This window comes from Pedobacter yonginensis, assembly GCF_003173595.1.
Lineage (GTDB): Bacteria > Bacteroidota > Bacteroidia > Sphingobacteriales > Sphingobacteriaceae > Pedobacter > Pedobacter yonginense.
Genome location: NZ_QGNZ01000001.1, coordinates 455,026 through 470,453 on the forward strand (window position 1 = coordinate 455,026; position 15,428 = coordinate 470,453).

General features: G+C 36.5%; 12 protein-coding genes. 3 read left to right on the top strand and 9 right to left on the bottom strand.

Annotated features, from left to right (window positions below; translation table 11 throughout):
• Positions 1-42 precede the first annotated feature (42 nt).
• The 7 genes from asnS to lpdA form a co-directional block, all read right to left on the bottom strand.
• On the bottom strand, positions 43-1,491 hold the full coding sequence (asnS, locus tag DHW03_RS02130; protein ID WP_109924095.1) for an asparagine--tRNA ligase: 1,449 nt from the start codon (positions 1,489-1,491) through the stop codon (positions 43-45).
• A 162-nt stretch (positions 1,492-1,653) separates the two neighbouring features.
• On the bottom strand, positions 1,654-3,300 hold the full coding sequence (locus DHW03_RS02135) for a M28 family metallopeptidase (protein ID WP_109924096.1): 1,647 nt from the start codon (positions 3,298-3,300) through the stop codon (positions 1,654-1,656).
• A gap of 731 nt (positions 3,301-4,031) precedes the next feature.
• Positions 4,032-4,559: a ferritin gene (locus DHW03_RS02140; protein WP_109924097.1), complete on the bottom strand. Its 528-nt coding sequence runs from the start codon at positions 4,557-4,559 to the stop codon at positions 4,032-4,034.
• Between the two features lie 162 nt (positions 4,560-4,721).
• Entirely contained in the window at positions 4,722-5,081 is a 360-nt protein-coding gene (locus tag DHW03_RS02145) for a hypothetical protein (RefSeq protein ID WP_109924098.1), read from the bottom strand.
• A 76-nt stretch (positions 5,082-5,157) separates the two neighbouring features.
• Positions 5,158-5,715: a GNAT family N-acetyltransferase gene (locus DHW03_RS02150; RefSeq protein WP_109924099.1), complete on the bottom strand. Its 558-nt coding sequence runs from the start codon at positions 5,713-5,715 to the stop codon at positions 5,158-5,160.
• On the bottom strand, positions 5,715-6,554 hold the full coding sequence (locus DHW03_RS02155; protein ID WP_109924100.1) for an MBL fold metallo-hydrolase: 840 nt from the start codon (positions 6,552-6,554) through the stop codon (positions 5,715-5,717). Before DHW03_RS02155 ends, DHW03_RS02150 begins: the two co-directional genes overlap by 1 nt.
• A 474-nt stretch (positions 6,555-7,028) precedes the next feature.
• Positions 7,029-8,417 (bottom strand): dihydrolipoyl dehydrogenase, encoded by a 1,389-nt coding sequence (gene lpdA, locus DHW03_RS02160; protein WP_109924101.1) that lies wholly within the window; start codon positions 8,415-8,417, stop codon positions 7,029-7,031.
• Between the two features lie 703 nt (positions 8,418-9,120).
• On the opposite strand from lpdA, the gene DHW03_RS02165 reads away from it, so the two are divergent.
• The 3 genes from DHW03_RS02165 to DHW03_RS02175 all read left to right on the top strand — a co-directional run bounded on the left by DHW03_RS02165 (position 9,121) and on the right by DHW03_RS02175 (position 13,585).
• Positions 9,121-12,462: a TonB-dependent receptor gene (locus tag DHW03_RS02165; RefSeq protein ID WP_109924102.1), complete on the top strand. Its 3,342-nt coding sequence runs from the start codon at positions 9,121-9,123 to the stop codon at positions 12,460-12,462.
• Between the two features lie 26 nt (positions 12,463-12,488).
• Complete coding sequence (locus DHW03_RS02170) at positions 12,489-13,076, top strand: hypothetical protein (RefSeq protein WP_109924103.1); 588 nt, start codon at positions 12,489-12,491, stop codon at positions 13,074-13,076.
• Between the two features lie 194 nt (positions 13,077-13,270).
• A complete protein-coding gene (locus DHW03_RS02175) occupies positions 13,271-13,585 on the top strand; it encodes a hypothetical protein (protein ID WP_109924104.1) in 315 nt (104 codons plus the stop codon).
• An 86-nt stretch (positions 13,586-13,671) separates the two neighbouring features.
• Here DHW03_RS02175 and DHW03_RS02180 read toward each other — a convergent pair whose 3' ends face one another.
• Together DHW03_RS02180 and DHW03_RS02185 are read right to left on the bottom strand one after the other, a co-directional pair.
• Positions 13,672-14,748 (bottom strand): aminotransferase class V-fold PLP-dependent enzyme, encoded by a 1,077-nt coding sequence (locus DHW03_RS02180; RefSeq protein WP_109924105.1) that lies wholly within the window; start codon positions 14,746-14,748, stop codon positions 13,672-13,674.
• 32 nt (positions 14,749-14,780) lie between these two features.
• Positions 14,781-15,014, bottom strand: a complete 234-nt coding sequence (locus DHW03_RS02185) for a helix-turn-helix domain-containing protein (protein WP_165825345.1) — start codon at positions 15,012-15,014, stop codon at positions 14,781-14,783.
• Positions 15,015-15,428 lie beyond the last annotated feature (414 nt).

Genomic DNA, 15,428 nt, shown 5'->3' on the forward strand with positions numbered 1-15,428 from the left:
TCAAAACTGAATGGCTCATTGTTATAAATATTGTCGCTTTAATTAAAATTCTGCGTTTTTAGGGAATCTTGGAAAAGCAATCACATCACGGATATTGGTCATTCCAGTTACAAATAGCACCAAGCGTTCGAAACCTAAGCCAAAACCAGCGTGTGGTGCCGAACCAAACCTACGAGTATCTAAATACCACCAAAGTTCATCTTGAGGGATGTTCATATCCTCCATACGTTTCGTTAAGCGATCTAAACGTTCTTCGCGTTGCGATCCACCAATCATTTCTCCAATACCCGGAAACAATATATCCATAGCGGCAACGGTTTGTCTGCCTTCTGCATCTGGTTCGTTCTGGCGCATGTAGAAAGATTTAATATCAGCTGGATAATCAGTTAAGATTACTGGTTTTTTAAAGTGCTTTTCTACGAGGTAACGCTCGTGCTCACTTTGTAAATCCGCTCCCCATTCGTCAATTAAATATTTAAATTGTTTTTTCTGATTTGGCTTTGATGATTTTAAAATTCTAATCGCTTCCGTATAGGTTAATCGTTCAAAATCCTTGGCTAAACAGAAATCCAATTTCTCTAACAATCCAAACTCACTTCGTTCGTTTTGAGGTTTTTGCTTGTCTTCTTCAGCCAAACGGGTATTTAAAAATTCAAGCTCATCCTTGCAGTTTTCTAAAGCATATTTAATCACATACTTCATCATGTCTTCAGCGAGTTGCATGTTGTCTTCTAAATCGGCAAAGGCAACCTCTGGTTCAATCATCCAAAACTCGGCTAAGTGACGTGTTGTATTTGAATTTTCTGCTCTAAAAGTTGGCCCGAAAGTATAAATCTGACCGAATGCCATTGCTGCCAATTCGCCTTCTAATTGTCCAGATACGGTTAAGTTAGTCGCTCTGGCGAAGAAATCTTCTGAAAAATCTACTTTACCATCCTCAGTTCTTGGCGTGTTGTCAAAATCTAGAGTGGTTACTTTAAACATTTCTCCTGCGCCTTCAGCATCACTAGCCGTAATTACAGGCGTGTGCATATAAACAAAGCCACGCTCGTTATAAAATTGATGAATGGCGAAAGCCAGGGCATGGCGTACTTTAAAAACAGCGTTGAAAGTATTGGTGCGGAATCGTAAATGGGCAATCTCACGCAAAAACTCCAAACTGTGCTTTTTAGGCTGCAATGGAAATTTTTCAGGATCACTATCACCTAATATTTCTACACGGCTTGCTTTAATTTCTACACTTTGACCTTTACCTAAAGATTCTATTAATTTACCCGTTGCAGAAATGGCTGCACCAGTGGTTATTCTTTTTAACAGCTCTTCTGGTAAATTATTAAAATCAACTACAACTTGGATATTGCCCATGCAAGATCCATCATTTAATGCGATAAACTGATTATTACGGAAAGTTCTAACCCATCCCATAACCGTTACTTCTGTGTCAAATGCGGTCGATTTTAATAAATCTTTAATTTGCTGTCTCTTAATCATATTGTTATTTGTAAAAGCCGCAAATTTAGGAAAAATTGTTAGATTGTTTGAACGGATCCATGGTTAAATTACTGAAAAAGCTTGGTGATTAATTGTCCTTGTATAGTTTTGGTAACTGATTTTGATCGGGTAGATGCCGATAAAGAAAGTTCTAACAAATACTTATTTCTTCATAGATTGTTCTCTTACACCTTTAAATTCTGATCCTTTTTTCCATTGTGGGAATGTGGTTTCGTTGCTGATTTTAAAACCAACATTGAACAGGATATTCGCAATCTGAACAAATCCATCCACATTCATTTTCTCACTATATTCGTCTGATGGCTGATGATAATGTTTTTCATTGTAATCCTTCTTTTGTGCCTTACCATAATCGGCCCCTTTTTCAATGCTTTCAACACCGTTTACAATGTCGATTGCAGGCACACCTACCTTCGCAAAATTAAAATGATCTGAACGATAATAGCTTCCAGCGCCTGGTCTTTGATCGCCAACGGCAGTCATTTGGTTTTGTTCAAGTTCTTTAACTACGTAGTCTTCAACTTCATTTTGTCCTAATCCTTTAATGGAAACGTCTTTTGTTTTGCCGTAAAAACCCAAGGCGTCCATGTTTAAGTTGGCTACGGTTTTGTTCAATGGATAAACTGGGTTGGAGCCGTAATATTCTGAGCCAAGTAAACCCTGTTCTTCACCGGTTACGGCTAGAAAAATGATAGAACGTTCTGGTTTTTCTTTGGCATTTTGAAAGGCTTGGGCAACACCCAGCATAGCAGCCACACCGCTAGCATTGTCAACCGCACCATTATAAATAGAATCGCCATTAATTTTCGGACCTATGCCAAAATGATCCCAATGTGCGGTATAAATCACATACTCATCTGGTCTTTCAGTACCTTTAATTTTTGCAATTACGTTTTGCGAAGTCGCATATTTGAGCTTGTTTGTAAGGCTTACCGAGACATTTCTGTTTAGTGGAACGGCTTTGAAGTCTTTTTTTCTGGCGTAAGCACGAATATCTCCTTTGATTCCGGCCTGATTTAATAATTTGGTGGCTGCTTGTTCAGTCATCCAGCCTTCAATCTTACATCGAGACATGTGTTTATCTTTCTCTTGCAAATACAGTTTGGCGCCAGTGTTGCTGTTTTTAATTACAGACCAATCGTAACTTGCTGGCTCTGTTTGATGAACTATAATCACTCCTGCTGCACCTTGCCTCGCTGCTTCTTCAAATTTGTATGTCCAACGGCCATAGTAGGTCATGGTATCACCTCTAAAAAATCCTTTTTCATTTGATTTAAAGCCTGGGTCGTTTACCAAGACAATTACTGTTTTCCCCTTAACATCCAAATTTTTATAGTCGTTCCATTTGTATTCTGGTGCAACCACGCCATAACCTCCAAACACTAACGGCGAATTTTTGAGTTGAAGAGTGTCTTGTTCCCTTCTTGTAAAGGCTACAAAGTCTTCCACGGCTTTTAAGCTGGTTGTTTGCTTTCCGTCGCTAATTTCCATTGTTGCAGATGGGGTGGAAGTGATTTCAACCATGGGTACTTTCTGCACATAACTATCTCCGTTGCCAGGGGCAATACCCATTTTTTTAAATTGTGTTGAGAGGTAATCCACTGTTTTTGTTTCGCCAACTGTAAATGGTCTTCGTCCCTGCAAACTATCATTGGCTAAAACTGCTAGATGAGATTTCACAGTTTCAGGGAGTACAGCCCCTAGAGGAGCGTGTTGTTCTTGTCGTTTGCAACCTGTTAAGCCTGCAAAAAGGAAGGCTACAGATAAGATGCTGTTTGAGTATTTCATTTTATTTGTCTAGTTCTACTTTAAAAATAATTAGAAGTCAACCGGCATTTAAATTAGCTACTTAAGCTGCCGGTGTTGATGTGACGAGTAGGGAGGAATATGGGGTTTAAATTGCAAAATAATTTTTGAATAAAGAATTTCGTTGGGAATATTCAAGCTTTTACAATTCATTGTTATGTAAGGAAGTTTACGATTATAATACTTACTAATTAAATAATCCATAAATATTTTATAATTTTTACTGAATAAATAGTTAAAAAAGCAAATTATTTGGGTTTTACGGGTTAATATCAACAAATACCGTTTAAAAAATGAATTTTATTCTTTATTTGTCGGTTTTTGGTCGTTATACTTTAAAGTAAATCAATTTTATGGTTGTTATTTATGTTTTATTCTGTTTTTATGTTGTATTTTAGTTGTATTCTGTAGATTTATATTAATTATTTTAATTTTTTTTATAAAAATTCTTGTAAATATGGAAGAAATTTGTACTTTTGTAATGCTCGTTAATTATTATTATATATTTGGTTTAAAAAAAGCGCTGGTAACGGCGCTTTTTTTATAAAAACACTCAAAAAAGGATATTCATAATCAACATAAACCAAACAAACTAAACTAAATCAAGCTTCCGAAGGTAACTTAGGGAGCTTTTTTGTTACTATTAATCCTAAAACAAAAAAAAAGCTACCTTAATTTTATTTAAGATAGCTTCTGAAGATATGTTTTGTTATTTATTGTTCTGAATAGGTGATTTTATTCACATGTTTATCAATTTCCCATCTTCCAGTTCCCTCTTCTCCAATTACCTCAAATAATTCTAAGGCTCTGCGAGCTTTGTACTCTTCTTCACGTTGCTCTTTCAAGAACCAGTTCAAAAATTCCATCGTTACAAAATCCTGTTCTTTATGGCATCTCGAAGCAATGTTTTTAAAACTTTGTGTGATTGCAATTTCGGCTTCAAGGGCATCTTCGAAAACTTCTCTAAACCCCGCAAAATCAGTTTTGATACCTGTTACTTCAGGAGAGATGGCATTACCACCCATATCTAACACATACTTAAATAATTTTAGTTGATGAGCTCTTTCTTCTTCAGATTGTTTTGCAAAATAATCTGCTGAATAATCGAAACCATTTTGATCGCACCATGACGACATGGCTAAGTATAGTGAAGAGGAGTGTGCCTCTTTTTTGATTTGCTGATTTAAAAGTGCCTCAATATCTTGTGATATTAAACATTTTATGCGCATTAGATCTTTCATATTTCTGTAATTAGTAACCGTACAAATCTAACAGCTAAATGCCTCGATTGTGTGAACTATTTGCAATATGAAATTAGTCTAAATTGCTGTGATGTAAGTATTTGTAATGAGTTTAAATAAGATTGCAAAGCGTTAGGGATAATTGATTTAATTTATTCCCTCTTAAACTGTTAACCTGTAAAGACAGTCGCTAATTAAATGATTAAGTTTAAACATGGTAAATGCCCCTTGAAGCAATTCTTTTAGCGAAACAATTTCTAGGGCACTTAATAGATAGATGTGATCGCAACCGTTGAAGGTAATCAACTCGAAATCAGCTTTATTGGTGTTTAAAAGCAAGGCTTCTACATCAATTCCCTCTACAATGTTTTTTAACTTTTGTAAGGATAAGCAGTTGTAGCGCGCGAACTTTCCGCCAAAATCAACATAGAAACAATTCAGTTTATCAGATTGATAAACTGAGCCCCGATCTGTTGAGAAAACGTTAATCAGTTCGTTAATGTCTATACAGGCTTTTTCCATCGATGCAAAAATTGCTATTATTTAGATTAAATACAAATAAAAGCGAAAATAAATTGCTACAGGCGATGTAATCATCTTATAAGTTGTAAACCATGTGGTAATATAAGCCTCCAAAGAATTTTTTTGTATGCTGAATTTCAAAGTTTTTATCTTGGTATAGTTTCAAAGCCCGATTATTATTTGTCTCTACCAATAATCCGACTTTCTTATGGCCAAGCTGAATGGCCCAATCTATTCCGGCATCTATCAATTGTTTTCCAATACCTTTGCCTTGTGCCTTGTGGTGAACACTGATCGTATCTAAATAAAATTCTCCACTTTCAGTTTCGGCTTCTGGTGTTAAATTTTCAACTCCATTATGAATGAACAGGTAATCGAAAAAATTTTGGCGTAGTTTCAATAGTTTTGCACCGTCATAAGCATTCAGCGAGCCCAGCACCTTTCCGTTTTCTTCATATACTAAGGTGTTTTCAAAACTGTATTGATTATCTTTTTGCTTAAAAAAGTATTCGAAAAGTGCTATCGTTTGAACACTATTGCTGGTATTACTAAATTTGTTTGCCAATTCGCCCATCGCCTGGATTATAAGTGGCACAACAGTTTTATAATCTTTGGGTTCCGCTCTGCGAATCATTAGAGGTCGCTTAAGTTAAAAGTTTCCGCCACACGAATTCCTTTTTCAGTTCTTTGCAAAGTGCAACACTCATGTACAGGATCGTGTTCTAGATAAAGCACGTAGTTTTGGTTTACTGCTTCTTCCAAAAAGGCTTGCTTTTCAGTCAGAGTGGTTAAAGGAAACATGTCGTAAGCCATTACATATGGAAGTGGCAAATGACCAACAGAGGGTAGGAGATCAGCCATGTAAACAATTGTATGGTTTTTATATTTAATCTTCGGAAGCATCATAGCGTCTGTATGGCCATAGGCAAAGCAAATGTTGATGTTTTTACGCCATTCGATATTTTCTTTTTCTTCTACAAACTTAAGTTGTCCACTTTCTTGGATGGGTAATATGTTTTCTTTTAAAAAGGAGGCTTTTTCTCTGGCATTTGGTTCTACTGCCCACTGCCAGTGTTTCTCGTTGCTCCAATAGGTTGCGTTTTTAAAAGCTGGCAGTAGCTTTTCCGCATCACGAATTACTGCTCCGCCCACATGATCAAAGTGTAAGTGGGTTAAAAAAACGTCGGTTATGTCGGCCCTGCTGAATCCCAATTGGGCTAAAGATTTGTCGATAGTATCATCGCCATGCAAATAATAATGACTGAAAAATTTTTCATCTTGTTTATTGCCGATACCGGTATCTATCAAAGTAAGCTGATCTCCTTCTTCGATTAGAAGACAGCGCATTGCCCATGTACAGAGGTTATTAGAATCTGCTGGGTTAGTTTTTTGCCAAATGGTTTTGGGTACAACGCCGAACATGGCACCGCCGTCTAATTTAAATAGGCCTGTATTTATGGTGTGGAGTTTCATTTTGCTGGGTGGGGATTGGTTGGGATTAGGTATTGAGTAAAGAGTATTAAGTATTGAGTATCGGGTATCAAGTATCGAGTATCGAGTATCAGGTATCAAGTATTGAGTATCAGGTATCAAGTATTAAGTATCGAGTATCAGGTATCAAGTATTGAGTATCAGGTATCAAGTATTGAGTATCAGGTATCAAGTATCGGGTATTGAGTATCGGGTATTAAGTATTTGGTATCACGTATTGAATATCAGGTAAGGCATATCAAGTATTAAGTAATAAGTATCAAGTTTGAGCATGGATTTAAGTGTATGCTATTTCGTATTTAGTTTTGGGTGTTCATGTGCCGTTATTTTTGAAAGTGGATTGCAAACTGATTAAAAATAAGAAAACCCTTTAGCATTTGCTGAAGGGTTTTCAAAAATTTGCTTTGCTCGGGTGTTTAAGCTGTTATTGATTTTCAGCCAAAATCCTTTGGCCTTTTATAAGTGGATTACTTCTCCGTAAGCATCAGCTGCTGCTTCCATAATGGCCTCGCTCATGGTTGGGTGAGGGTGAACGGACTTAATCATTTCATGTCCTGTGGTTTCTAATTTACGAGCAACCACAATTTCTGCAATCATTTCCGTTACGTTCGCGCCAATCATGTGAGCACCTAATAACTCGCCATATTTCGCATCAAAGATTAGCTTAACAAAGCCATCTTTTGCACCAGCTGCACTAGCTTTACCGGATGCAGAAAAAGGGAACTTACCAATTTTTAATTCATATCCTGCCGCTTTAGCTGCTTTTTCTGTGTAACCCACAGATGCAATTTCTGGTGTGCAATAAGTACATCCTGGTATGTTGTTATAATCCAATGGTTCAGCATGTTGACCAGCAATTTTCTCTACGCAAATAATACCTTCGGCAGATGCCACGTGAGCCAAAGCTTGTCCGCTTACCACATCACCAATAGCGTAATAGCCTTTTACTGAGGTGTTGTAGAATTCATCAGTAACGATTTTACCTTTTTCGGTTTTGATTCCGGTTTCTTCTAAACCAATATTTTCGATGTTGGCTACAATACCAGCCGCAGAAAGAACGATGTCTGCTTCGATGGTTTGCATACCTGAAGCAGTTTTTACGGATACCTTACAGCCTGTGCCACTTGTATCAACTGATTCTACACTTGCTGAGGTCATTACATCGATGCCTACTTTTTTAAGGCTGCGCAACAATTGTTTAGAAACATCTTCATCCTCTACAGGTACTACATTATCCATAAATTCTACAATGGTTACTTTCGTTCCCATTGTGGCATAGAAATACGCAAACTCAACCCCAATAGCGCCAGAGCCCACAACAACCATGCTTTTTGGTAATTCTGGAAGCACCATGGCCTGGCGGTAGCCTATGATTTTTTTACCATCTTGTTTTAGGTTAGGCAATTCTCTCGATCTTGCGCCTGTTGCAATAATGATATTTTTAGCGGATAGTTCTTGTTGAGAACCGTCTGCACCTTTAACGTCCAATTTGTTCCCTGGTTTAACCTTACCAGTTCCCATAATTACGTCAATTTTATTTTTCTTCATTAAAAACTGAACGCCTTTACTCATTCCATCTGCAACACCGCGGCTACGTTTTACTACCGCTGCAAAATCAGCTGTGGCTCCCGCTGTTGTGATGCCGTAATCAGCTGCGTGATTGATGTATTCGAAAACTTGAGCGCTTTTTAAAAGTGCTTTTGTAGGGATACATCCCCAGTTTAAACAAATTCCGCCTAATGATTCTCGCTCCACAATTGCAACTTTTAGTCCTAATTGAGAAGCTCTGATCGCAGCTACATAACCTCCTGGGCCGCTGCCTAAAACAATAACGTCGTAGTTCATATCTATTTTAAAGAGATTTCTTTTAATTGTTTTGTATCTATTGTAATCTACCAGCTGGGAAAAGGTTCATCGAAAAGATTTCCCTCACTCTTGTAAATCAAAGAAGCATTACATTTGAAAACTTCAGTTCTTATAATCCCCAAAACTAAAAAAAAAATGTTAAACGGTGCATTGTTCTTATTCGATTCGCTATTTATAGGTTATAAATTTACAAAGCAATCATATATAAATGTTAGGCTTTAAATATTTAGATGATTTCTTGCGGTGAATAGGGCATAAAACGAAAAACAAAAGTTTGATAACGCGAGTTTTTTCAAAATTTCTTTCGGATAGGCGAACATTATTGATTGTTAAGATGAATTTAATGTTAAGTTTAATCAGGTTAATCCTTTTATTTATTTATTTGATAGAATCGTTATTCGTTATCACTTGGTTTTACTAAAATTCTATTTTTAGGCTCCTATCTGTATATTAATTTTAGCGATTTGGGGTATTTCTTAGTAATTATTTATTTGAAATGACAATGCATTGATAAACTGAAACTTAGATGGGCTATTTAGCATGTTAATTGTTGAAAAGTTTTGTAGGAGTTAACGATAATTTAACATTGAATGTTAAATGTGTTAAAGATTATTAATTACATTTGCGGCATAAAATCACCTAGTATTTTATTTAACAACAAAAAACAATTAAAAAACAAAGTATGAAGAAATCTTTACTTTTAAGATTAGTGCTTGTTATTGTGGCTTTTGTGGGCATTACCTTAAGTGCAAATGCGCAGGTAACTACATCATCAATGACTGGAACTATTAAGGATGCCAAAGGCACCTTACCTGGTGCAAGTGTTAAGGCTACACACACTCCAACAGGAACAGTTTATAGTGTATCTACAAACAACGACGGACGTTTTACCATTGGTGGTATGCGTGTTGGTGGGCCTTACACGATTGAAGTAAGTTTTGTGGGTTACAGACCTGAAAAATTGACTGAGGTTTATTTAAAATTAGGTGAGCCATATACATTAAATTTGATTTTGGTTGATAACAGCGCTACTTTAACTGAAGTAAAGGTTGTAGGGCAAAGAGCTGGTTCGATTATGAACGCTAATAAAACAGGTGCAAATACTGTTATTACTAGAGCTGAAATCCAGAATTTACCTTCAATATCTCGGAGTGTTAACGATTTAACTCGTTTAACGCCACAAGCAAATGGTACTTCAATTGGTGGTGGTAACTTCCGTTCTAACAACTTTACGGTGGATGGTGCTAACTTTAACAATCAGTTCGGTATTGGACAGAACATTCCTGCTGGTGGTTCTCCAATTTCAATTGACGCGTTGGAGCAGATTTCGATTAATGTTACCCCTTACGATGTTCGTCAATCGGGTTTCACTGGTGGTTCAGTTACTGCAGTTACGCGTTCAGGATCAAATAATTTTCAAGGAAATGCTTTCTACACTATGCGTGGTGAAGAAAACCAAGGAAAAAGAATCGGCGAAAGTTACAGAATTCCGTCTTTACAAAAGTTAGATGAGAAAAACTATGGTTTCAGTTTAGGCGGTCCAATTATAAAGGATAAATTATTCTTCTTCGCTAATTACGAAAAGAAACATACGATTGAGCCAGGAAATAATAGAATTGCCGCTACTCCAGGTCAGCCTTTCGGTAGCTTGACTACTGTAGCACCTGCAACTGCTTCGGATTTGGATGCGTTAAAGTCTTATTTAATTTCTAAATACGGCTATGATCCTGGTGTTTACCAAGGTTATTCAAACATCAGCGACAATGAGAAGTTCTTTGCACGTTTAGATTGGAATATCACTAAAAGTCATCGCCTAAGCGTTCGATACAACCAAGTAGAAAGTACCAGTCCTAGTTCTGCATCTACATCAGTTTCGGGTTCGGGTGTTACGGGTAACTTAGGTTATGGTAACAACAGATCGGGAACGAATACAAACGCTGGTTTGAACTTTTCGAACTCAAATTATTATCAGGCAGCCAATTTATATTCTGCAGTTGCTGAGTTAAACTCGAATTTTGGAAGTAAACTTACAAACGTTTTACGTGCAACGTATTCTCACCAGAACGATCCTAGAACTTCGGACAGTTCTCCATTCCCATTGGTAGATATCTTAAACAATACACAGTCTGCATCATCAGCAGGGAATGTTTTAACTACTTTTGGTTATGAGCCATTTACTTACGGTAACTTAAGAGACGTTAAAGGTTATACCTATAGTGATGATTTAAGTTTAGCTTTGGGTAAACACAACATTACTTTAGGCGTTCAGGCAGAATATAGTACTACTAAGAATGGTTTCCAGCGTTTTGGTACAGGTTTTTATACTTTTGCTTCTTATGCTGATTTTTACAACAATGCAAGACCGCTCCAGTATTCAGTTACTTATCCGCTAACTGCTGATGGTTCTCAAGCTTACCCAAGCTTTAAATTCGCTCAATATTCTGCTTATTTACAGGATGAATTTACTGTAACAGATCGTTTGAAACTGACCGCAGGTTTACGTGTAGAACAAGCAACTTATCCAGATGTTTCTGAGATCAGAACACATCCTTTGGTTGCAGCTCAAACTTTTGCCGATGGCAGAAAAATTGATACAGGTGTTTTACCAGGAAACAAAATTACCTATTCTCCACGTTTCGGATTTAACTGGGATGTATTGGGAGATCGTTCATTACAAGTACGCGGTGGTACAGGTATTTTTACAGGTCGTGTTCCATTTGTATGGATTGTTGCTCAATCAGGAGATGCTGGTTTGTTACAATATACTCAAGTTTATTCTGGCGCTTCAACACCGCTATTCAATCCAAGTATTGCTCCGAACTTAACTACTGCTGCTCCAGCGGCTGGATCAAGTATTCCAGGAACAATTAGTGCTTTATCACCAGATTTAAAATTCCCACAAACTTGGAAATCGAGTTTTGCTGTTGATGTAAAATTACCAGGTGGTATCATTGGAACATTAGAGGGTATTTATGGTAAAGATTTGTATGTTGCTGTTGCAAAGAACGTTAACTTACAAAATCCAACAAATTTAAACATCGCTGGCTATCCGGACAACAGACCATTTTATGGTAGTTCGGTAACATCAAGACAAGTAGTTAACATTACGAGTGCAGGTTTACCAAGTGCTACAGGAACTTCTGCCCTTAACGTAATCGAAATGAGTAACGCTAAAGGTGGTTATAACTGGCAAGCAACTGCGCAGTTAACCAAAAACTTTTCAAATGGCTTATCTGCTATGATTGCCTATACACGTTCAGATCAACGCAACTATGGTGACGGAAGTGGTGACCAATTGCTGAACTTGTGGTCTCTTCCTTTTACTTCAACAAATGCAAACAATCCAACATTAAGTTATTCAAGTAACTTAAACCCTGATCGTGTTGTGGCAAATATTTCTTATAAAAAAGAATATCTTCAAAACTTAGCTACATCATTCTCATTATTTTATTCAGGTTCACAGCAAGGAAGATTCTCTTATAGTTATAGTGCAGACTTCAACCGTGATGGACAGACTAATGACCTGATATATATTCCACGTGATGCATCGGAAATTAATTTCGTTAACATCCCAACAGGAACAAATGGTTATGCTAGAGCTTACACCGCTCAAGAACAGAGTGATATTTTCATGAATTACATCAACAATGATAAATATTTAAGCGAGCATAAGGGTCAGTATGCTGAACGTAATGCGGCTACTTCCCCTTGGAGAAATCAATTTGATTTGAGGTTAACTCAGGAAGTTTTCAGAAACTATGGTAAAACTAAAAACTCTTTCCAATTTACCGTTGATATCTTTAACGTAGGTAACTTATTGAATCGTAAATGGGGTAATGTGAATTTTGTAAATAACTCAGCAATCCTAGTTCCTCAGAATGTTTCTTCAATCAATTCATTCACAAAACCAACCTTTAGATTGGCGAATGCACAGGGAGATATTGTGAGAGAAACATTTGGTACTTCTCAAACGATTAGTTCAACTTACTTTATGCAGTTTGGCATTCGTTACAATTTCAACTAGTCCTTTATCATAATAAATTGAAAAAAATGAAAAATATCATATCAAAAATTACGGTTATTGCTAGTGTCATCATTATTTCGATGAGCGCTTGTAAGAAAGACCCTAATGCTGAAGTAGAAGTTGCTGGGACAGGTGCTACAACAATTGAATTAGCAAAAGGCAATGCCATTTCTACTACTGGTACAGTGGCAACCAGTACAGTAACACTTAATTATATCGTGGGTGAAAAACTTTTTCCTTCGAAAGTTATCCCAAAACTGACTGTTTATTATTTAAGTAATACACAAACTAGTCCTACTGCAGTTTCTTCTTCTGTAAGAACACCACTTTTTACAGCAACTAATGTTTCATTGGCGGCAACGCCAACACCAGTTGCAGGTGCTCCAGTTGTGAGTGCTATTGGTGCTTACGGAAACTCTTCTAATACAATTTGGGGACTTACCTATACATTTAGTTTAAGCCAAATTGGTAAAGGTCTTTTTACGGCAAGTAATGGTGTTGTTTCTCAATCAAGAGGGACAAGCATTATCATTGTTGCACAAGACGCTGCTAATGTTACCCTAGCAGAATATACTTTTGCCCTTTCCGAATTTGGATTACGCGCTGCGCTTTAGCAGATCGTTATTCCATAACAGCAAAAGCCTCGACTATTCAGTCGGGGCTTTTTTTTTTCTCACAGGATTTGAGAATGCTATATTTTACCTAAATATTATATCTTGGATTTGTTTGCTAAAATAATTAGTATAAATTTGTGCTTTATAAAGAAGTATTTTACTTCTTTTTTTTGAAGACGAAAGCGCGTTTTTTTATGACAGTTACAGTTTTAGCAATATTTGATACCGATTTCCGCCCTGAATCTTCTTTGGGCAAGATTATGAACGAAAGATTGAAACAGGCCGCACAGGACCTAAAAGATAAATCGTTAAAGTTTTTAGAAACTGAAGGTAGGAGGGATGACGATGTGGTAATTTACCTTAGCTATAATTCCAAATATAAAATAAGATGGAGAGTGGTTAATGATGTTCCGAAGGCAATAGAGGAACAAGTTGCTACAGTTTGTGGCAATTTGGGTTACATACAATGGAAAACCAGCGTAATTAACGTTTTTAAGGGCAATGAATAAGATATGACACTGGAATTGGCTCATGTCAACTTACTAGCCAATTTTCTATTTAATGTCCTGTGTTGTAGTTAAAGGGTAATTATTATTTACTTATGATCTAACACTTCAAGAAGTGTATTTAAGTCGTTTTCTGTGTTGTAATAATGGAAAGAAAAACGGGTTCCTGCCCCTCTGGCAGAACAAATAATATTTGCCTCTTGAATTTTCTTTACCTGTTCCGGACTTAAAGATAAACTCAATATGGTGGAATGATCTTTTCTCTCCAACACATCCTTACCTAACAATCCGCGTTCGGCGAAGGCATCTTTTGCCTTTTCTGTTAAGTTTTGAGTTTCTTGCTCAATAACGGCTAATCCAATGGTCTTTAAATGATTGATCGCCTGATTTAAGGTGCCAAAATTGAGTGTGTCTAAATGGCCCGGCTCGAAGCACATGAGTAAATGATCTTTTCCATTCAAAAATGGTTCGCTTGGTAAACTTTTTGTTTTTCTATCCTTGTAAATGAGATTTTTTGCTTGGTCTTTTAAAAAGACAAAGCCATTGCCATAACCGGCAAGCATCCATTTATACCCGCTAGAAATCGCTACATCTATTGCCGAATGTTCAAAATCGAATGTAGCTGTTCCACAAAACTGGGTACAATCTGCTATCAATAATAAATCTGGAAATTCTTGTTTAAGTTTTGTTAGAAATAACTCATTTAGCTTTATCCCGCTGATGTATTGAACTAAACTGAAGGCAAATACCGTAGGTTTCCAAATTTTAATCTTTTCTAAAATTCTTTCTTCCAGATCTGTTCCGATTTCTACTTGCTCACAATCAAAGCCTCTGCTTAATATTGGGTAATTAATTGAAGGGTAATCCCCGCTAAGTAGCAAGAATTTATGATGACCTTCCAAACCGTTTAAAAAAGTGTTTAAACCGAAAGAAAAATTCGGAACGAGAAAGGTGTTTTCAGGTTTGCCATTAAATAAACTGGCTAAGTTTTCCCTTACATTTCGCAAAAATAGGGATGGATTTAGACGGAACTCACTACCCAGATTTATAAATTCTTCGTCGTGTTTGCGTCTCCATTCAGCAATGTTTACGGATAACAAGCCTGAATATGCTGTGTTAAGATAGGTGCATTTATCCAACACAGGGAATTGATCAGAATGGTTCATATATAAAGGTAATAGAAAAGTGATTGGAATGTTTAATCAATTGTAGAATCAAAATCAAATAGATCATTCATGGATACTTTCAATGCATCAGCAATCTGTTTTAAAATGTAGCCAGATGCATTTACATGACCATTTTCTATTCTGCTAATGCTTTGAAAATCTTTGTTAATCAATGCGCCTAAATTGGGTTGCGTTAAGCCTCTTTCTTCGCGTAGTTGTGCGATGCGTTTCCCAAGGTTTTTTTTAAAAAGATCGATATCATCCATATTGCAAACTCGAGAGAATTGAGAACAAATATCTAAACGTATTTGTTTAGTTTTATTTTTTTTTATTACATTTGTGCTCATCCTGATTACATCCAACAATTTAACTGAAAAAATTCGTCATCGGCGGCTAAATGATTATGTTACATGTTTTGATATAAAGCATTTGCCAATCAGCAGTAGCAAGTTTGGGTGAGATGGGAATACAGTATCTTCTAATTTTAGAATTTGCTTTCCCGTTTTGCAGTACGAAGCGTGTGGGGCTATTTGTTAAAAAGGTTATTTTTAAATAATCCTAAAAACCGATGGCGAAATTTTTTTTAGATTGGGAAACTTTATCTGCATAGTGGGGAATTGGTTTCTTAAGCTTCATTTTAAAATCATCTGTCGTAATTTGTAAGCGCTTGATATTCAATA